General features: G+C 70.8%; 25 protein-coding genes. 12 read left to right on the plus strand and 13 right to left on the minus strand.

Annotated elements, in window-relative coordinates:
- Positions 1–24: 24 nt before the first annotated feature.
- Complete coding sequence (locus ACH4OW_RS15915; protein ID WP_398028134.1) at positions 25–1,500, minus strand: D-alanyl-D-alanine carboxypeptidase family protein; 1,476 nt, start codon at positions 1,498–1,500, stop codon at positions 25–27.
- Here ACH4OW_RS15915 and ACH4OW_RS15920 point away from each other — a divergent pair.
- The 5 genes from ACH4OW_RS15920 to ACH4OW_RS15940 all read left to right on the plus strand — a co-directional run bounded on the left by ACH4OW_RS15920 (position 1,499) and on the right by ACH4OW_RS15940 (position 5,703).
- Positions 1,499–1,756, plus strand: a complete 258-nt coding sequence (locus ACH4OW_RS15920) for an SCO4848 family membrane protein (protein WP_360136385.1) — start codon at positions 1,499–1,501, stop codon at positions 1,754–1,756. The genes ACH4OW_RS15915 and ACH4OW_RS15920 overlap by 2 nt on opposite strands.
- Positions 1,757–2,013: 257 nt before the next feature.
- The gene (locus tag ACH4OW_RS15925) at positions 2,014–2,325 is read left to right on the plus strand and encodes a hypothetical protein (RefSeq protein ID WP_360136383.1); all 312 of its coding nucleotides are present in this window, start codon (positions 2,014–2,016) and stop codon (positions 2,323–2,325) included.
- A 109-nt stretch (positions 2,326–2,434) separates the two neighbouring features.
- Positions 2,435–3,865, plus strand: a complete 1,431-nt coding sequence (locus ACH4OW_RS15930) for a hypothetical protein (RefSeq protein ID WP_398028135.1) — start codon at positions 2,435–2,437, stop codon at positions 3,863–3,865.
- Positions 3,866–3,968: 103 nt separating this feature from the next.
- Positions 3,969–5,144, plus strand: a complete 1,176-nt coding sequence (locus ACH4OW_RS15935; RefSeq protein WP_398028137.1) for a S8 family peptidase — start codon at positions 3,969–3,971, stop codon at positions 5,142–5,144.
- 55 nt (positions 5,145–5,199) lie between these two features.
- On the plus strand, positions 5,200–5,703 hold the full coding sequence (locus ACH4OW_RS15940) for an FBP domain-containing protein (RefSeq protein WP_398028139.1): 504 nt from the start codon (positions 5,200–5,202) through the stop codon (positions 5,701–5,703).
- Between the two features lie 33 nt (positions 5,704–5,736).
- Here ACH4OW_RS15940 and ACH4OW_RS15945 read toward each other — a convergent pair whose 3' ends face one another.
- Positions 5,737–6,573: a TetR family transcriptional regulator gene (locus ACH4OW_RS15945; RefSeq protein WP_398028141.1), complete on the minus strand. Its 837-nt coding sequence runs from the start codon at positions 6,571–6,573 to the stop codon at positions 5,737–5,739.
- A 35-nt stretch (positions 6,574–6,608) separates the two neighbouring features.
- Positions 6,609–7,436 (minus strand): alpha/beta fold hydrolase, encoded by an 828-nt coding sequence (locus ACH4OW_RS15950; RefSeq protein WP_398028143.1) that lies wholly within the window; start codon positions 7,434–7,436, stop codon positions 6,609–6,611.
- 131 nt (positions 7,437–7,567) lie between these two features.
- Here ACH4OW_RS15950 and ACH4OW_RS15955 point away from each other — a divergent pair, with 131 nt between their 5' ends.
- Positions 7,568–7,966, plus strand: coding sequence for a MerR family transcriptional regulator (locus ACH4OW_RS15955; RefSeq protein WP_398028145.1), 399 nt, complete (start codon positions 7,568–7,570; stop codon positions 7,964–7,966).
- Between the two features lie 157 nt (positions 7,967–8,123).
- The gene (locus tag ACH4OW_RS15960) at positions 8,124–8,969 is read left to right on the plus strand and encodes a hypothetical protein (RefSeq protein ID WP_398028147.1); all 846 of its coding nucleotides are present in this window, start codon (positions 8,124–8,126) and stop codon (positions 8,967–8,969) included.
- A gap of 16 nt (positions 8,970–8,985) precedes the next feature.
- On the opposite strand, the gene ACH4OW_RS15965 is transcribed toward ACH4OW_RS15960, so the two are convergent.
- From ACH4OW_RS15965 to ACH4OW_RS15985, 5 genes are all read right to left on the minus strand, one after another.
- A complete protein-coding gene (locus tag ACH4OW_RS15965; RefSeq protein WP_360136367.1) occupies positions 8,986–9,759 on the minus strand; it encodes a succinate dehydrogenase iron-sulfur subunit in 774 nt (257 codons plus the stop codon).
- Positions 9,759–11,513, minus strand: a complete 1,755-nt coding sequence (sdhA, locus tag ACH4OW_RS15970; RefSeq protein WP_030676862.1) for a succinate dehydrogenase flavoprotein subunit — start codon at positions 11,511–11,513, stop codon at positions 9,759–9,761. The genes ACH4OW_RS15965 and sdhA overlap by 1 nt, the downstream gene beginning before the upstream one ends.
- A 25-nt stretch (positions 11,514–11,538) precedes the next feature.
- Positions 11,539–12,009: a succinate dehydrogenase hydrophobic membrane anchor subunit gene (locus tag ACH4OW_RS15975; RefSeq protein ID WP_360136365.1), complete on the minus strand. Its 471-nt coding sequence runs from the start codon at positions 12,007–12,009 to the stop codon at positions 11,539–11,541.
- 9 nt (positions 12,010–12,018) lie between these two features.
- Positions 12,019–12,399, minus strand: coding sequence for a succinate dehydrogenase, cytochrome b556 subunit (gene sdhC / locus ACH4OW_RS15980; protein ID WP_003985924.1), 381 nt, complete (start codon positions 12,397–12,399; stop codon positions 12,019–12,021).
- A gap of 265 nt (positions 12,400–12,664) precedes the next feature.
- Entirely contained in the window at positions 12,665–13,384 is a 720-nt protein-coding gene (locus ACH4OW_RS15985; protein WP_398028150.1) for a 2-oxo-4-hydroxy-4-carboxy-5-ureidoimidazoline decarboxylase, read from the minus strand.
- A 113-nt stretch (positions 13,385–13,497) separates the two neighbouring features.
- On the opposite strand from ACH4OW_RS15985, the gene ACH4OW_RS15990 reads away from it, so the two are divergent.
- From ACH4OW_RS15990 to ACH4OW_RS16000, 3 genes are all read left to right on the plus strand, one after another.
- On the plus strand, positions 13,498–15,126 hold the full coding sequence (locus tag ACH4OW_RS15990; protein ID WP_398028152.1) for a glycoside hydrolase family 20 protein: 1,629 nt from the start codon (positions 13,498–13,500) through the stop codon (positions 15,124–15,126).
- Positions 15,127–15,419: 293 nt separating this feature from the next.
- Complete coding sequence (locus tag ACH4OW_RS15995) at positions 15,420–16,109, plus strand: RNA polymerase sigma factor (protein WP_360136361.1); 690 nt, start codon at positions 15,420–15,422, stop codon at positions 16,107–16,109.
- Positions 16,109–17,086 (plus strand): hypothetical protein, encoded by a 978-nt coding sequence (locus ACH4OW_RS16000; RefSeq protein WP_398028154.1) that lies wholly within the window; start codon positions 16,109–16,111, stop codon positions 17,084–17,086. Before ACH4OW_RS15995 ends, ACH4OW_RS16000 begins: the two co-directional genes overlap by 1 nt.
- Before the next feature lie 161 nt (positions 17,087–17,247).
- Here the strand turns inward: ACH4OW_RS16000 and ACH4OW_RS16005 are convergent, their stop codons facing one another.
- Positions 17,248–18,084, minus strand: a complete 837-nt coding sequence (locus ACH4OW_RS16005) for a L,D-transpeptidase family protein (RefSeq protein WP_398028156.1) — start codon at positions 18,082–18,084, stop codon at positions 17,248–17,250.
- Positions 18,085–18,627: 543 nt separating this feature from the next.
- On the opposite strand from ACH4OW_RS16005, the gene ACH4OW_RS16010 reads away from it, so the two are divergent.
- Positions 18,628–18,840: a hypothetical protein gene (locus ACH4OW_RS16010; protein ID WP_360136665.1), complete on the plus strand. Its 213-nt coding sequence runs from the start codon at positions 18,628–18,630 to the stop codon at positions 18,838–18,840.
- A gap of 225 nt (positions 18,841–19,065) precedes the next feature.
- Positions 19,066–21,903, plus strand: coding sequence for an ATP-binding protein (locus tag ACH4OW_RS16015; RefSeq protein WP_398028158.1), 2,838 nt, complete (start codon positions 19,066–19,068; stop codon positions 21,901–21,903).
- 55 nt (positions 21,904–21,958) lie between these two features.
- Here ACH4OW_RS16015 and ACH4OW_RS16020 read toward each other — a convergent pair whose 3' ends face one another.
- From ACH4OW_RS16020 to ACH4OW_RS16035, 4 genes are read right to left on the minus strand one after another with little or no spacing between them, the layout of a single operon-like run.
- Positions 21,959–22,369 (minus strand): hypothetical protein, encoded by a 411-nt coding sequence (locus ACH4OW_RS16020; protein ID WP_398028160.1) that lies wholly within the window; start codon positions 22,367–22,369, stop codon positions 21,959–21,961.
- Between the two features lie 20 nt (positions 22,370–22,389).
- Positions 22,390–22,776 (minus strand): hypothetical protein, encoded by a 387-nt coding sequence (locus ACH4OW_RS16025; RefSeq protein WP_360136668.1) that lies wholly within the window; start codon positions 22,774–22,776, stop codon positions 22,390–22,392.
- 34 nt (positions 22,777–22,810) lie between these two features.
- Complete coding sequence (locus ACH4OW_RS16030; RefSeq protein WP_360136669.1) at positions 22,811–23,491, minus strand: hypothetical protein; 681 nt, start codon at positions 23,489–23,491, stop codon at positions 22,811–22,813.
- 23 nt (positions 23,492–23,514) lie between these two features.
- Positions 23,515–23,892: a hypothetical protein gene (locus ACH4OW_RS16035; RefSeq protein WP_360136670.1), complete on the minus strand. Its 378-nt coding sequence runs from the start codon at positions 23,890–23,892 to the stop codon at positions 23,515–23,517.
- Between the last annotated feature and the right edge of the window lie 61 nt (positions 23,893–23,953).

Raw genomic sequence — 23,953 nt, forward strand, 5'->3', positions numbered from 1 at the left:
AGAGAGCGGCCGCGTAAGAGCTCCCTACCCCCGGCGGCGGCGCATCAGCTCGGGGAGCGGCCAGCGCCGGTGCACCGCGAACGCCAGCCCGCCCAGTACGACCAGCACGCCGCCCGCGATCGCCGCCGCGGTCCAGGCGCCCCCCGACCCGCCGGACGAGTCCTCAAGACCGGCCTTCGCCTTGTCGCCGTCCGCCTTGGCGCCGCCGGTCCGCGCGTCGCCCTCCTCGCTCCTGGGCCCGACCAGCCGGCCGACCGGCTCGACCTTGTCCGCCGCCGCGAAGCCCCAGTCGAACAGCTTGGCCGTCTCCTTGTACGCCTCGTTGTGTTCCTTCTTCTCCGGGTTCATGACCGTGACGAGCAGCTTGCGCTCGCCGCGCTGGGCGACCCCGGTGAACGTCGAACCGGCATTGGTGGTGGAACCGTTTTTCACACCGGCTATGCCCGGATACGGCTTGACGTCGTAATCCCCGCTGAGCAGCCGGTTGGTGTTCTGAATACCGAACGACCCGCGCTTTCCGTCCTTCACGTCACCCGGGAACTGCGCGCTCACCGTGGAGCAGTACTCCCGGAAGTCCGCATTCTGCAAACCCGCGCGGGCGAACAGGCTCAAGTCGTACGCGCTCGAAACCTGGCCCGGCGCGTCATAGCCGTCCGGCGTCACCACATGCGTGTCCGTCGCGTTCAGCGCCTCGGCCTGCTTCTGCATCTCCTGCACGGTCTTTGCCGTACCACCGTTCATCGCGGACAGGGTGTGCACAGCGTCGTTCCCCGAACGCAGAAAGACCCCCAGCCAAAGGTCGTGAACCGTGTAACTCAAATTCTCCTTTATCCCCACCAGACTGCTGCCGTCGCCCATGCCCGCCAGGTCGGTCGGCTTGACCGTGTACTTCTGGTCCTTGGGGAACTTCGGCAGCACCGTGTCGGCGAACAGCATCTTCAGCGTGCTGGCCGGCGGCAGCTGCCAGTGCGCGTTGTGCGACGCCAGCACCTTGCCGCTCTCGGCGTCCGAGACGATCCAGGAGCGCGCCGTCAGGCCCTCCGGCAGCTTGGGCGCCCCCGGCTTGAGCTGCACCTGCGTACCGGCCTGGGCCAGCCGCCCACCACCGACCTTCGACATCTCCGCGGGCGGCACCGGAGCCTTCGGCGCGTGCTGCCCGCCCTTGCCGTCCGTCGGCTTTTCGTCGGCGTGCGCGGGCGCGGCCAGGAGCAGCGGCGGCAGCAACGCGGCGGTGCCGGCCAGGGCCGCGGCCGTACGGGTGAGGGCGGGCCGCGCGGCGAAGGGACGGACCGCGGCACGCGGTCCGGCGGCGGTGTCACCGGAAACGGCCCCGGGTACGGGCCCGGATGCGGCCCCGGGCGTCGCGGCGGTCGGATGAACGGCAGGAGTGGTCGGCACGTCGGTGAACGTACCCTCCGCCGCGCCGGACCCGCCCGGCACCCCTCGGAAGAGTGCCCCGGCCGACCGCCGTATGGAGCCGCTGTCCATACTGGATTCCATGAAGCTCTCGCGCCCCGTCGCCTGGTTCCTGCTCGCCTTCGGGGTATGGAGCTGGTTCATCTGGATCACTTTCGCCAAAAACCTGTGGAAGGACGGGAGCGGCCTCGCCTTCGACGACGCGGGTGACCCGACCGCCTACTTCTGGGTGCATCTCGCGCTCGCGGTGACGTCCTTTCTCTTGGGGACGGCAATCGGTGTGATCGGGTTCCGCGGCGTACGAGCCCTCCGCAACCCCACCCCCACCCCAACCCCCTGATCCCCGCCCCTCCCCCCCCTCCCACCCCACAACCCGTGCGCTATCTCACAGGCGCCGGCCAACCCGGTGAATGAGCTGTCCGTGGAGGGCGGCGGCCGCCCGGCCGCAAGTCGGACACTTACGGACTTACGATCTTGCGTTTGTGTCCCTCAACTCCCTAGCATTGACTGTCTTTACGTTGCTCTTACCGTGGCGGTCTCATCGGCGGGGCGCGACGGGGACGAGCGCGACAAACGGGGCGAACGGGGAGAGTGGCCGTGGGTGAGCAGTACAAAGTAGACCTGCACGAACTGGACAACGTCGTACGTCAGCTCAAGAGGCTCCAGGGCGACATGGACGAGCCCAGCCAGAAGGTCAAATACAGCACGACCATCCCCAAGTCGGCCTTCGGCAGCAACTTCCTCGAAGCCTCCAGCCTTTCCTCCGCGCACGACGACATGCAGGAGTACATGGCGCAGACCGTCAAGGCGCTCCAGAACCTGATCCGCGACTTCGGTGACAAGACGGAGCGCAGCCGAGGGGCGTACGAGGACCAGGAGCACAACACCAAGGTCTCGATGAACGGCTGACGCGCACCGGGGGGCGCTGCCGTGCCCTCGATGGCGGAGGACGGCGCCGGTGTCCGTGCCGGAGTGTGCCGTGGTGGCGAGTGAGGGATGACGACGAAGGGGGGCCGGCGTGGTTGACGCCCGGCAGGAGTACGAGAGCGCCAAGACGATGGAGCGGCAGCGGAAGGCCGAGGAGCGGGACGAGCGGCTCAAGTCGTTCAAGAACCACCGGCCCCTGCCTGCCTCCGCCTCCGATTTCCACCACCACGGGATCAACGCGCTCCGCGCGATGATCGAGCACGCCGACCCGGACGCGATCGAAACGTCCGGCAACCACTGGCGGGCGTCCGCCGACCGGCTGGCCGGCGAGGACGGCCGAGGCGGCATCCGCAAGGCGTTCATGGAAGCGGTCGACCACGCCACCGCTCACTGGGAAGGCAAGGCCGCCGATGCGTTCCGGCGCGAGGCGATGCAGGTCCTGGAGAAGATCGACCGGACCTACGGGCACTCCCGCAATGTCGAACAGACCTTGATCGGCACCCGCGCGAGCGGCGAGCAGGCCGGCGTCGCCTACAACCTCCGGCAGGCCAAGAAGGCCATGTCGAAGATCCACGACCCCGGGTTCATGGACAAGCTGGGGGACGAGAAGGGCGACGACACCCAGTTCCACAAGGACATGGCCAACCCGAAGATGGACGCCAGGATGGCGCTCGAACTCAACCGGGACAATCTCTCCCTGAGCAAGGAACGCCAGGTCGAGGCGGTCATCGTCATGGAGGAACTGGCGGCCAACTACCGGGCTCGCAGCGACTTCTCTCCCGGCCCCACCCCGCCGCCGGGAAGCGGTGACTGGCCCACGCCCCCGTCCCAGACGACCCCGCCGCCACCGGTGAACATGCCGACACCGGGCGGTACACGCCCGCGCCCGTCCGCCGTGGCGCCGAGCGCGTCGCGGGTCCCCGGCGGCTCGGCCGTTCCTCCCGGACTCCGCGGTCCGAACGTCAAGCCGTCGACGCCGCCCCCGGTCCGGACCGGGCTGGACGGTCTGCAGAAGGGCGTACCGAGTCCTGCGGGCCCGGGCGTGCTCGGCCGGCCCGGTGGCGGCGGCAGCACGGTCGGCGGCGGCAAGACGAGCGACCAGCCGGCTCCCGGCATCCCGGGACTTCCCGGTGGCGTGCTGCCGGGCCGCGGGCCCGGTGGCACCGGCGGGATCAAGGGTGGCGGGCGCTCCGGCATGCCCGGTATGCCCGGTGGCGGTTCGGGCGGAACCGGTGCGGCGGGCCGCGGCGGCGCGCAGGCCCGTACACCCGGCGGAGTGACCGGCAAGCCGGGCGGCCCGGCAGGCAGCGCCAAGCAGGGTGGTTCCGGGCTGCACCGCAGCCGGGGCGGCACCCAGGGCGTCCGCCCCGACCAGCGGGGTGCGGGCATGGCCGGCGCTCCGGGCTCGCGAGGAAAGGGCGAGGACAAGGAGCGCACCGGCAGCAAGCGTCCCGACTACCTCGTCGAGGACGAGGAGACCTGGACGCCGCAACGTAATGTGGCGCCACGCGTGATCGAGTAGAGCCCGGCCCACGGCCCGTGGCAAGGATGGCCGCGCCGCCTCCCCGGCGGGGCGGCCATCCGCACGGTGCCGGACCGCACGGAACGCACACGAGGAGCGAAGCATGAGGGTCACACGAACACTGCGCGCCGGTACGGGCGTGGCGCTGACCGGAGCGCTGCTCCTGGCTGCGGGCGGGACGGCGCAGGCGGACCAGGTCCGCAGCAAGCAGTGGCCGCTGGAGGCGTTCGGCGTCAAGGACATCTGGAAGCAGGCCACCGGCAAAGGGGTCACGGTCGCGCTCATCGAGACCGGCATCCGGACCAGTCACCAGGATCTCACCGGACAGTTCGTGACCGGAAAGGACTTCTCCCAGGGCGTCGACGGCTCCGAGGCGCTCAAGCCCGGCCAGGACATCCGCGACCACGGAACGGCCATGGCGGGCATCATCGCCGGGCACGGTCACGGCGCGGACGGGGCCCAAGGAATCAAGGGCCTGGCCCCGGGCGCGAAGATCATGCCGCTGACCGCCTACAAGAACGAGTCAATGGCGACCCGGTACGCCGCCGATCACGGCGCCGACGTCATCAACATGTCCTACGGCGTCACCCGCGACGGGGACACCTGCGAATCGATCCGCTACGCGCTGGAGAAGGGCGCCATCGTCGTCGCGGGTGTCGGCAACGACGGCACCTCGAAGAAGAACTACCCGGCGGCCTGCCCCGGCGTGATCGGCGTCGGCGCGGTGAACCAGTACGGGGAAACCTGGTCCCGCAGCAATTACAACGACACGGTCGATCTGCTCGCCCCCGGAGAAGGCATTCCCTTCGCGCAGGGCAAAAGCGACTCCGCGTACACCGTCAGCGACGGTACTTCGCCCGCCACCGCATACGTGTCCGCCGCCGCGGCCCTGCTCCGCGAAAAGTTCCCCGACCTCACTCCCGGACAGATCGCCAACCGTCTGGTGAAGACGGCGGGACTGGCCAAGCCGGAAAAGGCGAAGAACTTGAAGCTGCCCGACGCGCACTACGGATATGGCTTCATCCAGCCCGCCGCGGCCCTGTCCCGAGACATTCCCGCGGGGCCCGCCCAGGGCCCGCTGGCGATGCCGCAGGGTAAGGCGGCACAGCCGGCCGCCGACCCCGGTGCCGGCAACGGGCAGCCGTCCGCCTCGTCCGCGAACACGAGCAAGTGGCTGGTCATCGGCGGCGGAGCACTGGCCGTAGTGGTGGCCGGCGTCGTCGTCGCCGTGGTGGTGTCCCGCCGCCGCGGCCGTTCGAGCTCCCAGGCATGGAGCTGACCCCGCCCCATTAATTCGAGCGACGAACCTCCGCCTCGCCTGTTAACTTCCGCCCATGGATCCGTTGGATGAAAAAGATATCCGCACCTCCTTCGTGAATTGTTCGAAGGGTGAGGCGAGCCGGATCAACCTCCCCGCAAACCTTTCCGGCTTGTCCTGGGCAGATCTGGACTTCCTCGGCTGGCGGGATCCGGGGGCGCCGGATCGGAGTTATCTGGTGGCGCCCCGGGAGGGCGGGATCGTCGGGGTGACGTTGCGGGTGCCGCAGGGGGTGCGGCGGAGTTTTACCAAGACGACCGTGTGTTCGCTGTGTGTGACCGGGCATCCGGGGTCGGGTGTGAGTCTGCTCGCCGCGCGGAAGGCCGGGGCGCTGGGGCGGCAGGGGAATACCGTCGGTACGTACATCTGCGCCGATCTGGCGTGCTCGCTGTACGTGCGGGGGAAGAAGAAGTCCGAACTCGCCGGGCGGCATGAGGAGACCCTGCCGCTGGAGGACCGTATCGCTCGTATGGTGATGAATCTGGACGCGTTTCTGGACAACGTTTTCGAGGCGGTGTGAGCGGGTCGGAGGAGTCGGCCCGGCCCGCCTGGGTCAGGGCCGTTTCCCAGGTGCCGTCGGCGCGGGGAAGACGAATTCGCTCAGTACGTCGGTGACTTCGCGTACCAGGGGGCGTAGTACCCGGAAGCGGGAGGCGGCGACTGCGCGGGCTACCAAAGGGGAGGTGCGGTCTACCAGGCGGCGGCTGCGTTCGCAGTTTTCCGAGCGGTCGTGCACCCAGTACAGGATCAGGCCCATGTGCTGGAGCCAGAGCAACCGGGGGAGTTGTTCGGCCAGTTCCGGGTCGGCCTTGGTGTCCGCGCCGGCCAGGACTTGCCGGTGGAGGGCGATGGCGGTTTCGCGCGGGCCTTCGGAGGCGTCCGAGAACGGGCTGAGGGGGCTGTCGGGGTCGGCGGCGTTCTTGAAGAACTGGGCGGCGAACCGGTGGTACGGCTCGGCGATGTCGAGCCAGGCCGTCAGTACGCCGCGCAGCCGGCCCGCCAGGTCCCGTTCGCGTTCCAGCACGTCGGCCACGGCTGCCGTGTGCTCCGCGGTGATGCGGTCGTAGAAGCCCTGGATCAGGTGCTCCTTGGAGGCGAAGTAGTAGTACGCATTGCCGACCGAGACGCCGGCCTCCTGGGCGATGGCCCGCATGGTGGTCTTGTCGTAACCGCGTTCCTGAAAGAGGCGGAGGGCGGTTTCGAGGATGAGGGTGCGGGTCCGGGAGCCGTGCGGGCTCCGTTCGGGCGCGGGGCCCGCGGTGCGGGCGGCCGCCGCGCCCCGGCCCGTGCCGTCGTGCTGCGCGCCGTCGCCCTGCGCGTCGTCGTCCCGTGCGCCGCCGCCCGCCGGGCCGTGTGCCCCGCCCGCTTCCGCCCTCATCGCTTCGTCCACGCCACCGACCCTAATACCGGCCCCGGCGCGGCCCCCTACAGCTCCCGCTCGGCCAGGAACTTCAGGATCAGGCCCTGCCACTCCTCCGGCCGCTCCGCCATCGGCACGTGCCCGGTGGCGATCTCCACGTACTCGGCCCCGGGGATGTGGTCGGCCAGGTAGCGCGAGTTCGACGGGTGGATCAGCTGGTCCAGCGTGGTGGCGATGACCAGCGTCGGTACGGCTATCGCGGGCAGGTCGCCGGTGGTGTCGACGGCTTTGACCAGCGCGGACTGCTCCGCCGAGCCGGCCGGCGGCACGTCGGGGCTGTCGTCGAGCACGACGGCGAGTTCGGCCGGCGACATGGCGTTCAGGGCCTCGGGGGAGAGGCCGCTGAGCGCGCGGGCCTGCGCGAAGCCCGCGTAGTCGCCGCGCTCCAGCAGGCGCAGCCACAGGTCGAGCCAGATGTTCGCGTAGTGGTCGGGCTTGGCGAGGCCGGCGGTCAGGACGAGGCCGCGTACCCGCTCGGGGTGCCGTGTCGCGGCCCGTACGGCCACCGCGGTACCGAGGGAGAAGCCGATCAGGGTGAAGGTCTCGACGCCCGCCGTGACGGCTTCGGCCACGAGGGCGTCGGCGAGGGCGTCCAGTTCCAGGGGGCCGTCGGCGCGCGGGGTGTCGCCGGAGCCGGGGTAGTCGGGCGCGACGACCGTGTGGCCGGTGGCCGCCAGCGCGGGGATGAGGCCGGCGTAGTTGCCGGCGATGCTGCCGGTCGCGCCGTGCGCGAGCAGGATGCCGCGGGCGGCGGGGGTGGTGCCGGGCTCGGCGGGGGTGACGGTGGTGGACAGGGCGGGAAGGCGCGGTGCGACCGCGGGAATCTTCGTCATGTGCAACAGGTTGACCCCTGACATCGGTGTGAAGGTCAAGTCGCCGGGCCGCGGGTCCGGTCGCCCAGGGGAGGCAGTCGATGGCATGGTCGGCGGGGGAGCGTCGGGTCGGTACGGAGGCGGGGGGCTCCTTGCGTATCGGTGAACTCGCCGAGCGTTCCGGAGCCAGCGCCCGCTCGCTGCGCTACTACGAGCAGCAGGGCCTGCTGTGCGCGGACCGCGACGCCAACGGCTACCGCCGCTACGGCCCGGACGCGCTGGACACCGTCGCCCGGATCCGCGAACTGCTCGCCACCGGCCTGAGCACCGACGCCATCCGCCACTTGCTGCCCTGCGCGCAGGGCGGCCCGGGGCTGGTCTTCTGCGAACTGTCGTGCAGCGTGGTGGAGCGGCAGATGGCCCGGCTGGACGCGGAGATCGCCGAACTGGCGCGCAGGAGGGAGGCGTTGGCGCACTACGCGCATGTCATGCGCCAACGCCGGGACCAGGACCGGGCGTTGGCGCGGATGTCGCTGCGCTCGGCCTCCTGACCTGCACGGATGTTCTCTCATTCCTTTCTCATTAAACAAAGTTGGGTTGAACGGCGCGTACGGCTTGCGCAAGCGGCACCCGAGCCGGATCCTCGGTGCACCGCTGTTCGGGGGAACAGTGATGCGGTCACAGCATCGGGGGATTGTTGTGTTACGTGTGCACTTCACGGCAGAGGACCTGAACCGGACACGGATCGCCGAGGGGGCCGACCCCCTGTGGGAAACCGTGCTCAGCCTGCACCGGCTGCGGGACAGCCGCACCGAACCGGCCCTGGCCGCCTGGCGGCAGCACGCCGCACGCCACGGCCCCGGCCCCTTGCGGAGGCTGCTGCCGCTCGTCCCGCCGCGCGGCTATTTCCCGGACTTCCTGACACCGGTGGCCGGTGCGGCCGGCGTGGAACCGGGACTGGAAGCGGTGATGACGACGCCCCGGCGCCGCCTGCGCAGCGAGATCGGCCTGCTGGCCGGGCAGTCGCAGCGCTCCGGGCACGGGCAGCACGCCGCCCCGGACTCCTGGATGCGCTCCCTCGCCGACGGTGAGCCGGCCGCCCTGCGCGCCCTCGCCCGGAGCCTGCGCACGTATCACCACACGGCCCTCGGCCCGGGCTGGCCGCTGATCGGGCGGCGCGTCGAGGTTGACCGTACGCTGCGGCAGCACGCGCTCCGCCAGGAGGGAGCCGAGGCCATGCTGCGCACCTTCGGGCCCGCGATGCGCTGGCGGCGTCCCGTCCTGGAGGTGGCCTACCCGCGCGACGGCGACCTGCGCCTGGAGGGGCGGGGCCTGCTGCTCGTGCCGTCGTACTTCTGCACCGACCCGGTGACCCTGGCCGACACCGAGCTGCCGCCGGTCCTCGTCTACCCGGCGGCGCCGCTCGCCGGGGCGGGCCCGGCCGAGCGCGACCGGCCCGGACACGCCGAAGGGCTCCGCCTCCGTACGTACGGGAGCGGAGCCCTTCGCGGCTTCCAGACCAGGTTCGGGTCGCTGACCGGAACCAGGTTTTAGGGGTTACCCCTCGGGGTCAGAAGCGACGCGTGATCAGCGCGCGCTTGACCTCCTGGATCGCCTTGGTGACCTCGATACCGCGCGGGCAGGCGTCCGTGCAGTTGAAGGTCGTACGGCAGCGCCAGACGCCGTCCTTGTCGTTGAGGATTTCGAGCCGCTGCTCGCCGCCCTCGTCACGGCTGTCGAAGATGAAGCGGTGCGCGTTGACGATCGCCGCCGGCCCGAAGTACTGGCCGTCGTTCCAGAACACCGGGCACGAGGAGGTGCACGCGGCGCACAGGATGCACTTGGTGGTGTCGTCGAAGCGCTCGCGGTCCTCGGCGGTCTGCAGGCGCTCGCGCGTCGGCTGGTTGCCGGTGGTGATCAGGAACGGCATCACGTCCCGGTACGCCTGGAAGAACGGCTCCATGTCCACCACGAGGTCCTTGAGGACCGTCAGGCCCTTGATGGCCTCGACCGTGATGGGCTTCTCCGGGTTGATGTCCTTCAGCAGCGTCTTGCACGCCAGGCGGTTCTTGCCGTTGATCCGCATGGCGTCCGAGCCGCAGATGCCGTGCGCGCAGGAACGGCGGAAGGTCAGCGTGCCGTCCTGCTCCCACTTGACCTTGTGGAGGGCGTCCAGGACGCGCTCCTTCGGGTCCATCTCCAGCTGGAAGTCCTGCCAGCTGGCGTCCTCGGAGACCTCCGGGTTGAACCGGCGGATCCGCAGCGTGATGGTGATGGTGTGCGAGGCGCCGTCCTCGGCCGCGTCCAGGGCCTTGGAGTGCTTTTCGAGGGTGGAGGTGCTCATCAGTACTTACGCTCCATCGGCTGGTAGCGGGTCTGGACGACCGGCTTGTAGTCGAGGCGGATCGACTCGGAGCCGTCTGCCGCCACCTCGCGGTACGCCATGGTGTGCCGCATGAAGTTGACGTCGTCGCGGTTGGGGTAGTCCTCGCGGTAGTGACCGCCGCGGGACTCCTTGCGGGCCAGCGCGGACACGGCCATCACCTCGGCCAGGTCGAGCAGGTTGCCCAGCTCGACGGCCTCCAGCAGGTCGGTGTTGAACCGCTTGCCCTTGTCCTGGATGGACACGTTCAGGTAGCGCTCGCGCAGCTCGCCGATCTTCTCGACCGCGGTCTTGATCGTCTGCTCGGTGCGGAACACCATGACGTTGGCGTCCATGGTCTCCTGGAGCTCCTTGCGGATCTCGGTGACCCGCTCGTTGCCCGAGGCCGAACGCAGCCGCTCGACCTGCTCCTGGACCATCTTCGCCGGGTCCTCCGGCAGCTCGACGAAGTCGGCGGTCGCCGCGTACTCCGCCGCCGCGATGCCGGCCCGGCGCCCGAAGACGTTGATGTCCAGCAGTGAGTTGGTGCCCAGGCGGTTGGCGCCGTGCACGGACACACAGGCGACCTCGCCGGCGGCGTACAGGCCCGGCACGACGGTGGTGTTGTCGGCCAGCACCTCGCCCTCGACGTTGGTCGGGATGCCGCCCATGGCGTAGTGCGCGGTCGGCTGGATCGGGATCGGGTCCGTGTAGGGCTCGATCCCGAGGTAGGTGCGCGCGAACTCGGTGATGTCGGGCAGCTTGGCGTCCAGCTGCTCCGGCGGCAGGTGGGTCAGGTCCAGGTAGACGTGGTCGCCCTCGGGGCCGCAGCCGCGGCCTTCGCGGATCTCCGTGTAGATGGAGCGCGAGACGACGTCACGCGAGGCGAGGTCCTTCATGACGGGCGCGTACTTCTCCATGAAGCGCTCGCCGTCCTTGTTGCGGAGGATGCCGCCCTCACCGCGGGCGCCCTCCGTCAGCAGGATGCCCATCCGCCAGATGCCGGTCGGGTGGAACTGGAAGAACTCCATGTCCTCCAGCGGCAGCCCGCGCCGGTACGCGGCGGCCTGGCCGTCACCGGTCAGGGTGTGCGCGTTGGAGGTCACCTTGAAGAACTTGCCGGTGCCGCCGGACGCGAAGATCACGGCCTTCGCCTGGAAGACGTGGATCTCGCCGGTGGCCAGCTCGTAGGCGACGACGCCGGCCGACTTCTTCACGCCGTCGACGTCCTGGAGCAGCAGGTCCAGGACGTAGAACTCGTTGAAGAACTCGACGCCCTCCTTGACGCAGTTCTGGTACAGCGTCTGGAGGATCATGTGGCCGGTGCGGTCCGAGGCGTAGCAGGACCGGCGGACCGGGGCCTCACCGTGGTTGCGGGAGTGGCCGCCGAAGCGGCGCTGGTCGATCGTGCCGTTCGGGGTGCGGTTGAACGGCAGGCCCATCCGCTCCAGGTCCAGGACGGAGTCGATGGCCTCCTTCGCCAGGATCTCGGCGGCGTCCTGGTCGACCAGGTAGTCGCCGCCCTTGATCGTGTCGAAGGTGTGCCACTCCCAGTTGTCCTCCTCGACATTGGCCAGGGCGGCGGCCATGCCGCCCTGCGCCGCGCCGGTGTGGGAGCGGGTCGGGTACAGCTTCGTCAGGACCGCGGTGCGGCTGCGCTTGGTGGACTCGATGGCCGCGCGCATGCCCGCGCCACCGGCGCCGACGATGACCGTGTCGTACTTGTGGATCTTCATGAGTCGGTTACCTCAGCCCCGGGGCCTAGCGGATGTTCGGGTCGAAGGTGAAGATCACCAGCGTGCCCAGAAGGACGGTGAACACCGTGGCGGTGTACAGCAGCATCTTCAGCCAGAAGCGGGTGTTGTCCCGCTGCGCGTAGTCGTTGATGACCGTGCGCAGGCCGTTGGCGCCGTGCAGCATCGCCAGCCACAGCATCACCAGGTCCCAGACCTGCCAGAACGGCGAGGCCCAGCGGCCCGCCACGAAGGCGAAGCCGATCTTGGAGACGCCGCCGTCCAGCACGAGCTGGAGCAGCAGGTGGCCGAGGACCAGGACGACCAGCACGATGCCGGACAGGCGCATGAAGAGCCAGCCGTACATCTCGAAGTTCGTACGGGTCGACTTGGGCGTCTTCTTCGTACGCTTGCGGGGCGGCTCGATCACGGGAGCCGGGTTGTCCACGTCGTACAGGGAGACGGAGTCGTTCACAGCAGGAGTCGTTTCAGCAGACATCGCGCGTCATCAGCTCCCGAACAGCGTGCGCAGCGTGTGCTGCAGCACGGGGTAGAAAGCGCCGGCCATCAGGACGGCCCACACACCGACAACGGTCCACAGCAGCTGCTTCTGGTACTTCGGTCCCTTGGACCAGAAGTCCACGGCGATCACACGGAGGCCGTTGAGCGCGTGGAAGAGGATGGCGGCCACGAGGCCGTACTCCATCACGTTGACGAGGGGCGTCTTGTACGTGGCAACGACGTCGTCATAGGCCTCGGGGGAGACGCGGACGAGTGCGGTGTCGAGGACGTGCACGAACAGGAAGAAGAAAATGAGGACGCCGGTGACTCGGTGAGCCACCCAGGACCACATGCCTTCCCGGCCGCGGTACAGCGTTCCAGCCGGCACGGAAAAACCCTCCGGGAGCGGGGATTGGGGCCTGCCGGCTTCTCTGTCGGTCTGGCCCGGCCGGGTACGGTCCACCGGCCCTGGCCATCGTAGCGACGGACTGTCGGTTCCTCCCGCCGGGGTCCTCAGGTGTGATCAAACAGGCACGTACGGGCTATCACACGAGGACGAACCGGCCCTATACGACCGCGAGGGCCACCGGGTAGGCGGGGCCGTGCGGGCCCGGGGCCGCCGGGGCCGCGCGCCGGGGCGCGTCGGCGGCGCGTCAGGCGGCGCGGCGGGCCAGCCGGCCGCGGGCGAGCCGGCGCAGCTCGTCCGCCGCGATGGCCCGCTCCTCCTCGGGCTCGTTGCCGAGCCGGTCGTGGATTCCGGACAGCACCACGTTCAGCAGTTCGGTGTCGCGGTAGCCGTCCAGGCAGATGACGAAGGCGTGCCGGAACTGGCGCTCGTACTCGGCGTGCGCGGCGCGCAGCGCGGTGTGCGCCGCAAGCGTGCCCGGGCCGCGCGCGCCGACGAGCGGGCGCGGCGAGACGGTCTCCCGGGCCAGCGCCTCGTCCAGGTCGCCGGGGGTCAGGTCGTAGCTGGCCTCGTCGGCGGCGGCCAGCAGGGCGTCCGGGTCCGGGTACGGGCGGTGCGCGGCCAGGCGGCGGGCCCAGCGGCGGCTGCCGCAGCAGTCGAGCAGGACGGCCTCGGCGGCCTCCGGGGAGGCGGCGTTCAGGCGGTCCAGGCCGGTCGGCCGGCCGGTGGCGCCGGTGCCGGGAGGGGGTGGCGGCAGGGGGCGGGACTTCTGGGAGGGTGTGGCGGGCCGGGGAGTGCGCAGCGGCGTCGGCGCGGCGGCCGGGGTCTCGCTGGACAGCTTGGGCTCCTCGGGGCGGCGGGCGCTGGGTCGGGGCGGCCGGAGCGCACGGTTCCGGCAGGCGGGGGCCCGTCGGCTCCGGGAGGGACGAGCGGATGAGACGCCACCGTAACGACGTCTGTCGATCACTGTCCGGCGGATGCACGAATTTCACCCGGATGAGGACGCTTTCGAGCGCGTAGTGGACGGCGGCGTCCGTCACCTGGCAATACCTTCGCCCCGGAAAGGGAGGTTTTGCGTATATGAGGACCGGAAAACTGACCACAGCCGTCACGGCGGGCGTGACCGCCGCCCTCACGGCACTGGCCGTCGCGGGCTGCTCCCACGACGGCACCCCGCCGAGAGGCGGCCCCGCCAGCCCCGTCTCCGCCGTCCCCACCCCCACCTGGGACCCGGTGCAGGGCCCGCCGCGCACCGTCCCCGCCGTACAGAAATTCGAAGCGGCCGACGGGCGCGGCTGGCGGCCGGCCAAGCAGGCCCGCGTCGTGGTGCCCGACGGGGAGCAGAGCCCGGTCGCGGACGAGGCACGCCGGTTCGCCCGTGAGCTGGGCGGCCTGCGCACGGTCTGGGGCAGGCAGACCGTGCAGCCCGGCGACGTCGAGCTGCGGCTGTCGGGCGGCAAGGACGCCGCCCGGCGGGCCGACAACGCCCCCGTGTACGACACCGCCGACGAGACCTACACCCTCACCGCGCGCGGCACCCGCCTCACCCTCACCGCCCCCACCGACGCCGGCGTCTTCAACGGCACCCGCACCGTCCTGCAGTCCGTACGGACCTCCGGCGGCGTCCCCGAAGGCACCGTCGAGGACCGGCCCGACCGCGCCCAGCGCGGCCTCATGCTGGACATCGCGCGCAAGCACTTCGACGCGCGGTGGATCGAGGACCGCATCCGCGACCTGGCCGGCCTCAAGCTCAACCAGCTCCAGCTGCACTTCTCCGACGACCAGGGCTTCCGCATCGAGAGCGAAAAGCACCCCGAGATCGTCTCCGACGACCACCTGACCAAGGACCAGGTGCGCCACCTCGTCGACGTCGCCCGCGGCCTGCACGTCACCGTCATCCCGGAAATCGACTCGCCCGGCCACCTCGGCGCCGTGCTCGGCGCCCACCCGGACCTCCAGCTGCGCTCCGCCGACGGCCGGACCCAGCGCGGCGCGATGGACATCTCGAAGCCGGGGGCCGCCGAGATCGTCGACGACCTGCTGCGCGAGTACGCCCCGCTCTTCCCCGGGAACCACTGGCACCTCGGGGGCGACGAGTACCGCGCCCTCGCCGACCGCGACCCCGAATCGAGCTACCCGGACCTGGCCGAGGCGGCCCGGGCCAAGTACGGCGCCGGCGCCTCGATCGAGGACCTGGCCACCGGCTGGCTCAACGACCGCGACAAGACGGTGCGCGCCGCCGGCGCCCGGCAGGTCGAGGCATGGAACGACGGCTACTTCCGCGACACGGACGCCGCCCCGGACGCCGGCCGCACCGTCGCCTACTGGACGGGCAAGGAGATCGGCGCGCGCGAACCGGACGAGTACCTCCGGGAGAACCGCAAGGTCGTCAACCTCAACGACGAGTACCTCTACTACGTCCTCGGCGAGCCCAACGACATGCAGTACCCGACCGGCGAGCGCATCTACAACCAGTGGACGCCCGGGGTGCTGCGCGGCACCAAGGCCGTACCGGAATCGCTGTCAGGAGCCGGCCGGGTGCTCGGGGCGCGCCTGGCGGTCTGGTGCGACCAGGCCGGCGAGCAGACGCAGCAGCAGGTCGCCGACGGCATCCGGATGCCGCTGCGCGCGCTGGCGCAGAAGGTCTGGGATCGCCGCGATCCGGCCCTGTCCTGGCAGGACTTCGCAAAGCTGGCCGACCAGGTCTGAGCGGCCAGGGCCGGACGCGGCGAAGGGAGGGGACGACCGGGGCCGCCACCCCCCACAGGAGAGGCCCCGGCCGTCGTTCCAGAGAGGCCCGGTAAAGGACCCCTGTTCCTTACAGCGCCGCGCGCCGCGAAAGCGTCACAGGCGGGGCGGGCGGCAGCCCGGGTGCCCGGCGCGCGGTCGGCCGGGTTACCGTCAGCGGGGACACACGGGTTACCAGTGGTACCGGTGATGTCCGGGACAACGAATCAGCAAGGACCGGGCGGCGGACGTTCCGCGTGCGACAGGATGGACCCGTGCGAGGGGACGACACTCAGCCGGACGACGGCCGGCTGACGGTCGCCGTACAGGCGGCGCAGGGTGGTGACGAGGCGGCGTTCCGTACCGTCTACCGCGCCGTACATCCCCGGCTTATCGGATATGTACGGACCTTGGTGGGGGAAGCGGACGCCGAGGACGTCACCTCCGAGGCGTGGCTGCAGATCACCCGCGACCTGTCCCGCTTCAGCGGCGACGCCGACCGGTTCCGGGGCTGGGCCGCGCGCATAGCCCGCAACCGCGCCCTCGACCACATACGGATGCGCGGACGCCGCCCCGCGGTCGGCGGCGACGAAACCGAACTCGCCGACAAACCGGGCGGGTCGGACACCGCCGACGAGGCCATGGAAGCCCTCGGCACCGGCCGCACCTTCCGGCTCATCTCACGACTGCCGCAGGACCAGGCCGAGGCCGTGGTGCTGCGGGTGGTGGTGGGCCTGGACGCGAAGAGCGCGGCAGGCGTACTGGGCAAGCGGCCGGGAGCGGTACGGACCGCCGCCCACCGCGGACTGCGACGGCTGGCCGACCTGCTCGGCGCCGGCGGCGCGGACGGCGGCGGAACGGCGGGCGGGGTGCCCCAGCAGGGCACCGGACGCGGCGAGGGAGCGGCGGAATCGTACGTACCGGGTGTGACGGAAACGGCCGCACGAACGCAGAAGGACATGTGATGGCCGACGACCGGTACCACTGGCTCGACGAGGACGCCGCGGAGCGACTGCTGCGCGGCGAACCGGCCGGTTCCCCGGACGGCGTCGGCGCCGCGGAACTCGCCGCCCTGCTGAACGCCGCAGCCGCGGCGGGCCGGGACGCGACCGGGGACACACCGCTCCCCGGCGAGGAAGCCGCCGTAGCCGCCTTCCGGCAGGCACGCGACGGCGCCGGGACCCAGCCGCGCGCCGTCGCGCACACCCGCCTCGGGCGCCCCCTCCGACGCGGCTTCATGGTCGCGCTCGCGGGCTGCGCGCTCGGCGGCGTCGCCGTGGCCGCGGGCGCCGGCGTCCTGCCCACCCCCTTCCGCAGCGGCGGCACCGGCCCCAACCCGGCCACCAGCGTCTCCGCCGCCGAAACCCCGGGCCCGCTCGCCTCCGACGGCACCGGCACCACCGACGAAGGCGCCTCCCGGATGCCGGACGCCACCCCCGGCACGGACCGGCCCGACCCGCTGGCCACCGACGCGGGCGGCGACGGCAAAACCGGCAGCACCCCGACGCCAGGCCCCGGCCGGCCCACCCCCGGCAGCGACGCGACCGGCGGCGGCGACACCGACGCCACCGGCGGAAAGACCGGCGACGACCCGAAGGAAAAACCGGACGCCAAGGAGCGGCACCGGATCGGCGTCACGTTCTGCCGCACCTACGAGTCCGGCAAGCGCTCCGTCCTGGGCCAGGACACGCTGCGCCGCCTGGAGCGCGCCGCGGGCGGCTCCGACAAGATCCACGCGTTCTGCCGCCAGTACCTGTCACAGGGCGGCGGCAACTACGACGACGGCCGCGACGACGGCGGCCGGGGCCACCACGGCCAGGGCGGCGGCCCCGGCAAGGGCCACAGCGGCAAGGGCAACGGCGACGGCCGCGTCCACGCCCCGCCCATAAGCGCCCCTGGCGCGTTCCGCGCCCCCGCGGCCCCTCTCGTCGCTCGGGTGTGACATTTTCCGGGCCGCCGGCGCAGTACGTAGTGAAGCCGACTGGTCATCGGCTTGCGCGCGAGCCGGGGTTCCCCCCGTACCAACGGCTCGTCGCACCCGGCGCGGGTGGGGCACGTTCCCCCGGCCCTGCCCGCGCCACCCTCCACCGCTCCCGCGGTGGCTCACTTGTAAATGACGACCTTGTCGCCCTTCTCGACCTGACGGAACAGTGCGGCGATCCGCGCCTGGTCCCGCACGTTCACACAGCCGTGGGACGCGCCCCGGTAGCCGTGGGCCGCGAAGTCGGCCGAGAAGTGGACGGCCTGGCCACCGCTGAAGAACATCGCGTACGGCATGGCCGTGTGGTAGATCGTCGAAACATGCCGCCGGCTCTTGAACATGATCCGGAACTCGCCCTCCCGGGTCGGCGTGTACTGCGCCCCGAAACGCACGTCCATCGCCGACCGGACCTGCCCGTCCACCATCCACGCGAGCGTGTTGCTGCGCTTGCTGATGCACAGCACACGTCCCGTCAGACAGCGGGGATCGGGCTCGGCCACCGGCCTGCTCGTGGGCGGAAACAGCTCGGCGTACGTCGGCGGACGGGTCAGCGCACGCAGCGCCGACCAGGACGCGCGGTCGAGACTCCCGGTGCACGGAAGCCCCTGCTGCCGCTGGAGCGCCGCGACAGCGGCGGCCGTGAGCGAACCGTAGTAGCCGGTGGGATTGCGCTGGAACAGGCGCAACTGGGTCAGCCGCGCCTGTAGTTCACGTACACGCGGGCCGCGCGAGCCCTTCCGCAGCACGTGCCTCGGGGGACGGTGCGCGGCTTTGGAGGTGTGGGGGCGGGCGGGGGGCGCGTTGGTGCGTACGGGCGAGGGGAACGCGTCCGCGCGCCCCGGAATGTGGTCCTGCTGCGTCACCGAAGGCACCGGTGGCGACGGGCCGCCGCCGGGCGCGGTAATCGTTACGGTCTTGCACCCAGCCGTCACGGCAAGCGCCATCAGCCCTGCGGTCACGGTATGTCCTTTGCGCACCTTCTCTTGTTTCCCAGGGCCACGTAAGCGGAACCCCGCTATGCGGTTTTGCGCTTGCCTGGTCGCGCTGCGCGCGATTGCGCCCACTGTCCGCTGGGTGGGGGGCCGGGGCCCCGCAGGGGTCTCTCCTCACCGCAGTCGCGGAAGCCTTGTCTTGAACGCTGAACCTGGTGTTGCGACGTGTCGGCTGCGGGGAGCCCCCTGCGTGTCCCCGGCCCCGGGGTCGGATGGCGGCCACCCCGCCGTCGTGGCCGAGGCCCCCTGGTTGCTGCGCTACTGGTGTCTTTCCCTCCCCCACCCCCACTCGCGCGGGGGTGCGGAACCGGCCGGAGGGGGCGTGCAGGGGGGTGTCCCCGCAGCCGACAGCTCGCTACACCAGGTTCAGCTTTCAAGACATGGCGTCCGCGAGTGCGGTGAGGAGTCACCCCCCTGCGCGGCCCCGACCCACAACGAAACCAGCGCAACCCCGCGCGAAGCGCGAACGCCGCGCGCAGCGCATCCATGCCCACAGGAGACACTGGGTACATGTCTGCACCCCGCCGCACCTGCCCCATCTGCAGCCGCGAGATCGCCGTCGTCGGCGGCCGGTTTGCCCGGCACGACCCGCCAGGGCGCCGCACCGTGCTGGAACTGATCTCATGCCCGGGGTCGCGGCGGATCGCCCCCATGATGGCTCCGGCGGAGCGGCTCTTCGACCCGGAGGAGCCCCCGTTCCCGGGGCAGCAGCCGTTGTTCTGATGTTTTGAGACGTGTGGTGATCACCACGAGATCATCCTCGCCCGACCACGAGAAGACAGTGGTGTCGGGGGCACCCCCGTGCCCCCAAGTCACCTGCCGCGCAAGGCGATCCCGGCCGACGCAGCCGGCCTCCCTGAACGGTCCGCATAATGAGACGCTCCGCAAGGCGCAACCCCCGCTCCCACGCATACGTCTGGCATTCCGATCGACGGAAGTAGGGGCCAGATGAGCGACGGTCGCACGGGTGATGGAGCCGGGCGGGGCAATCCGCGGGGGCCGGTCCTGGCCGGGCGTGACGGTGAGCTGGCGGTGCTCGGTGCGGTGGCCGAGGAGGCCCTCGCGGGGCGGGCGCGCGTCGTGCAGCTGGCGGGCAACGCCGGCATGGGCAAGTCGGCCCTGTTGGACCACTGGCTGGACGGTGTGCCGCGGTTTCGGGCAGCGCGGGTGCGCTGCCACCGGCTCCAGCGCGACTTCGCTTTCGGTGCGGCCCACCGGCTGCTGCACCCGCTGGTCACCGCGGCCGATACGGCCGATACGGCCGATACGGCCGATACGGCGCTGCGCACCTCCGGTGCCCATACGGAGACCCTGACCGACCTCGACCGCCTCGTTTTCCGGCTGGCGCGGCGGCAGCCGCTTCTGCTGGCGGTGGACGATCTCCAGTGGATCGATCCGCCGTCGCTGCGCTGGCTGGCGCACCTGGTCAACCGGGCGGACGCCCAGCCGATCCTGGTGGCCGTCACCACCCGTACCGGTGAGCGCCCGGCACCGGGCGATGCGTACGACGCTCTCGTGCATCCTGCCGTCTGCCGGACCCTGGCGTTGGAACCGCTCGGGCCGGCGGATGTGGCGCGGCTGGTGGCGCTGGAGTTCGGGGAGCCTCGGCCGGACCCGGCCTTCAGCGCTGCCTGCCACGCGGCCACGGAGGGGCACCCGCTTTTTCTGCGGGCCCTGTTGTGCGATGCGCGGCGCGGTGGCGTGCGGCCCACCGAGGAGGGTCGGGAACGGATCAGGAGCTTCGGTTTGCCCACGCTTCTGCGTGAGGTACGGCACCGGCTGGGGCAGGGGTCCCCGGCCGTGGCCGGGCTGGCGCGGGGGCTGGCGGTTTTGGGGGACGGCATGCCGTGGTCGCTGCTCGCGGCGTACTGCGGTACCGGTGAGGCGGTGGTCCGTTCGGCGGCTGCGGAGTTGCATGCGCTCGGGTTGCTGGGCGCGGGGGACGAGCCGCGCTTCGTGCACCGGGTGGTCCGGGAGGCCGTTTTGGCGGAGTGGCCGCCGCAGGAGGTCGGCGCGGCCCATGCGCGGGCGGCCCAGGTGTTGTATTTGAGCGGGCGTCCTGACGAGGAGGTGGCCGCGCACGTGATGGCGGCCGGGCCGGTGCCGGGCAGCTGGCCGCTGGTGGTGCTGCGCCGGGCCGCGGCGGAGGCGTTGCGCCGGGGTGCGGCGGAGACCGCCGTGACGTATCTGCGGCACGCCGTCTTCCAGCCCGCCGCGCCGGGGGAGCGTGCTCGGGTGCTCTTGGAGCTGGCCGTGGCCGCCAGTCACTACGACACGGGGCTCGCCGTGTCGTACGGTACGGCCGCGCTGGAGGGGCTCACCGACGACGCCGCCCGCTCCGAGGCCGTGGGGGTGCTGGCCTACTCCTGTCTGATGTCGCGCGGTGGTCGCGACGGCGGCCCCGACCTGGCGCGCCTGGCGGCGGAGCTGGGGGCGTGCACCGGTGACGGTGACCGTGAGCCCTCGCTGCGTATGCAGGCGCTGACCGAGTGGCTGGAGTTCGAGTGCCCCTCGGTCCGCGTTGCGGAGCGGAGCGAGCGTCGTGTCGTTCCGGCCGATCTGGCGGGTCATACGCCGGGGGAGCGGCAGCTGCTCGCCGTCCGGGCTTTCGGGGCTTTGCGTGCGGGGGAGCCGGCCGAGCGGGTCACCGAGCTGCTGGAGCGGGCCAGCGTGAATCTCCCCGCGTTTTCGCCCGGCCTTTTTCCGCTGCACTACTTCGTTGCCCAGGCCCTGTTGTACGTGGACGATCTCGACGCGGCCGGCGAGCTGTGCGGCCGCCTTCTGCGCGGGTCGCGGGACACGGGGGCGGAGCTGCTGGCTTCCTGGCTGCTGGTCTATCGGGCCGCCGTCGCGCTGCGCCGGGGTGATGTGGCGCAGGCTGCCGCGGTGGCGCGGACCGTGTCCGAGCGGGCCTGTGCCGCGGGTGAGGTCCCCTACCGGATGACGCTGGACACGATCCGGATCGATGCTTTTCTGGAGCAGGGTGAGCTGGCGGAAGCCGAGCGGATTGCCGCCGCCCACTCCGCGACGGACCCGTCCGGCGCCTCCTGGGAGTGGCCGCGGTTTCTGATGAGCCTGGCGGCGTTGCGTACGGCCCGAGGCGACCGGCGTGGCGGGCTGGCGCTGTTGCGGGAGTGCGGGCATCACTTCGAGGCGGCGGGGACCGTCAGCCCGGCGATCGGGCCTTGGCGTTCTCGTGCTGCGAGTGTCAGTCTCCTGCTGGGGTACGGGCACGATGCGTACGCGCTTGCCGAAGAGGAACTGGAACGGGCGCGGCGCTGCCGGATACCGCGGGCCGTCGGTGTGGCGCTGCATGCCGCCGGGCAGGTCGCCGGAGGGGCGGGTGGCCTGGAGCTCGTGGCCGAGGCGGTGGACGTACTGGAGCGCACACCCGCCGAACTGGAACTCGCGCGTGCGTTGTACACGCTGGGGGGCGGGCTGTTGCGGCGCGACGACAAGCCGGGGGCTCGTACGGCGTTGCGCGGCGGGTTGGACATCGCGGTCAGGTGCGGGGCTTCCGCGCTTGCGCGCAGCCTCCAGCAGCGCCTTCACGAAGCGGGGGGCCGGGCGGGCAGCCGGGGGGCGAGCGGTTGTCCCCTTACGGCCGGGGAGGAACGTGTTGCCGCGCTGGCTGCCGAGGGGTGGAGCAACAAGCAGATCGCCGAGCACCTTTTCGTCTCCCTGCGGACCGTCGAGACGCATCTCACCGGGGTCTATCGCAAGCTGCGCATCGAGGGCCGGCGTGAACTGGGGCCTGCGTTGCGGGCGTTGTCGCAGCGGCGCTGACCCGGCGCTGCTGTGTCGCAGTGCCGGGTCAGGGCGGCGGGTCAGGGGTGCCGGGTCAGCAGTTCACGCGCAGGACGTCGGCGTAGTTCAGCCAGGTCCCTTTGAGTTGGTAGCAGTGGTTTTTGTCGGCGTCGTCGACGGTGACCGTCTTCGGTGGGCCGCCGGTGTATCCGGCGAAGGTGACCTTGACGGTGGCGCCGGTCGCCCCCTCCGGGAAGTTCGCCTTCCAGGTGGTTCCCACGGCCTTGGCGTTGTGGCAGTAGTTCTTCTTCTCGATGCCCTCGGGGCCCTGCCATTCGTAGCAGGTGTCGACGAAGTACAGCGCGTCGCTTGTGAACTGGATGAAGTTCTCCGTGCTCGCGGTGGCCGGTGGAGCCGTCAGGAGTCCGCCGCCCAGTACGGTGGCGAGGGCGGCCGCTCCGAATCCGCCCGCCCGCTTCACCCGTCGCATTCCGGTCTGTGTCACGGTGTTCCTTCCGGCCTGGGTCAGCACGGCTTTTCGACGATCTTCGCGGTGAACGTGGTGCCGTAGAGGGTGTAGCAGTAATCGCGCTTGAGGTCGGTGATCTGCGGCGAGAGGTTTCCGCCGCCGACCTGTGCCAGCGCGTTCACGTTCAGTTTCACGCCGGCCGCGTCGTCCGGTATCTCCACCCGCCAGGTGTCGTTGATTTTCTTTCCGGAGTCACAGCTGTCGGCGGTCTGCGAGCCCTGCCATTTGTAGCAGGAGTTGACCACGAACCCGCCCTCGTTCGAGAAGTTGATGTAGTGGCCGGAGCCGGCGGCGAAGGCAGGTGGTGCCGTCACCACCGCGCCGGCCAGCCCGATACCGATTGCGGCGGCGGCACCGGTTGCCGCCCGCCTGATGTCCGTCATGACTGCGTCCTTCCGTGGGTCCCGTGGTGCACTTTCAGCCGCACGCCTTGATGTCGGGCTTGGCGCGCTGGGAGTTCTCTTTGAGGAGTGCCTCGGTGCGCACCCCGGAGATCTTCGCGCCGCCGAACTTCCCGCCCTGCACGGTGATGTCGGAAACGGTGCGTTCCATGTCGTGACCCAGCTTGAGTGTGCCCCGGTACCCCGGCTTCACGGTCATTTCGACGCTTTCGGTCTTCGTTTCGGTATTGGTCTCGTTGTACTGTCCGTTGATCCCGATACCGACGCCCTTGGCCAGCGGGATGTCGACGGAACCGCCCACGTTCCAGCCCCAGGCGAACGCGTGCATACCGCCGATGGTCTGCTTGAGGTCGGTGGCGCCCGCGCCCGTCGAGCAGTTTTCGAGCACCTTGGCCTGGGTTCCGTCGCTTCCCGCGTCGAACCACTTCGTCACCTTCTCCGGGGTGCCGACCGTGGCCGCCTTGCAGGAGACCGACTGGCTCTTGCACTGTTCAAGGGCTTCCTTGACCCGGGCGGGGTCGGTGTCCTTGATTCCGTTCTCGTACTCGACCGTCGGTGTCGCCTGGTTCACCCAGTTGTCCGTCGCGCCGTCCACGGCGGGGTATTCGGGCGGAACGGCAAGAGCTGCCGGGGCGGTGCAGGCGAGTGCGGTGGTGAGTACGCCGGCCACCACGCCGATGCGCGTGTGCTTCTTCATGGCCCTGCTCTCTTTCTCGTGTCTCAGCAACCGGTTTCGATCAGCTTTTGCGAGCCGAGCAGGCCCTGGATCTCGAAGCAGTGGTTCTTTCCGGTGTCCTTCACCGCGGCGCTGTCCACGGCCTTGTCCCAGGGCGACAGCTTGAGGTCGACCACGGCCGAGGTGGCGTCCGCCGGGAAGTACGCGGTCCGGGACTGGCCCACGGGCCAGCTCTGGTGGCAGTAGTCCTTTCCGCTGACGCCGATCCACTCGTAGCAGGTGGTGGCGACGATTCCCGCCTTGTTGGTGATTTTGACGTAGTTCTCGCTCCCCGCGTGCGCGGCCGGGGCGAGTGCCAGGGCGGCGGCGCAGAGGGTCGCACCGGCCGCCAGGCTGAATACCGTCCTTCGGGCAGTTCTCAAGGTTCCGGCCTTTCTTCGAACTGTGCTGCGGCGCGGGAGAAGAGCATCGTTTTCGTGATGC

It is taken from the genome of Streptomyces sp. NPDC017056 (assembly GCF_044332485.1).
Taxonomy (GTDB): Bacteria; Actinomycetota; Actinomycetes; order Streptomycetales; family Streptomycetaceae; genus Streptomyces.

Coding starts and splice junctions, on each gene's coding strand:
- ACH4OW_RS16010 (WP_360136665.1), top strand. CDS start 18,628: ATGTCTGCACCCCGCCGCACCTGCCCCATCTGCAGCCGCGAGATCGCC.
- ACH4OW_RS15935 (WP_398028137.1), top strand. CDS start 3,969: ATGAGGGTCACACGAACACTGCGCGCCGGTACGGGCGTGGCGCTGACC.
- ACH4OW_RS15950 (WP_398028143.1), bottom strand. CDS start 7,436: ATGACGAAGATTCCCGCGGTCGCACCGCGCCTTCCCGCCCTGTCCACC.
- ACH4OW_RS15975 (WP_360136365.1), bottom strand. CDS start 12,009: ATGTCTGCTGAAACGACTCCTGCTGTGAACGACTCCGTCTCCCTGTAC.
- ACH4OW_RS16000 (WP_398028154.1), top strand. CDS start 16,109: ATGGCCGACGACCGGTACCACTGGCTCGACGAGGACGCCGCGGAGCGA.
- ACH4OW_RS16030 (WP_360136669.1), bottom strand. CDS start 23,491: ATGAAGAAGCACACGCGCATCGGCGTGGTGGCCGGCGTACTCACCACC.
- ACH4OW_RS15915 (WP_398028134.1), bottom strand. CDS start 1,500: ATGGAATCCAGTATGGACAGCGGCTCCATACGGCGGTCGGCCGGGGCA.
- ACH4OW_RS15990 (WP_398028152.1), top strand. CDS start 13,498: ATGAGGACCGGAAAACTGACCACAGCCGTCACGGCGGGCGTGACCGCC.
- ACH4OW_RS16015 (WP_398028158.1), top strand. CDS start 19,066: ATGAGCGACGGTCGCACGGGTGATGGAGCCGGGCGGGGCAATCCGCGG.
- ACH4OW_RS15940 (WP_398028139.1), top strand. CDS start 5,200: ATGGATCCGTTGGATGAAAAAGATATCCGCACCTCCTTCGTGAATTGT.
- sdhA (WP_030676862.1), bottom strand. CDS start 11,513: ATGAAGATCCACAAGTACGACACGGTCATCGTCGGCGCCGGTGGCGCG.
- ACH4OW_RS16025 (WP_360136668.1), bottom strand. CDS start 22,776: ATGACGGACATCAGGCGGGCGGCAACCGGTGCCGCCGCCGCAATCGGT.
- ACH4OW_RS15965 (WP_360136367.1), bottom strand. CDS start 9,759: ATGAGCACCTCCACCCTCGAAAAGCACTCCAAGGCCCTGGACGCGGCC.
- ACH4OW_RS15920 (WP_360136385.1), top strand. CDS start 1,499: ATGAAGCTCTCGCGCCCCGTCGCCTGGTTCCTGCTCGCCTTCGGGGTA.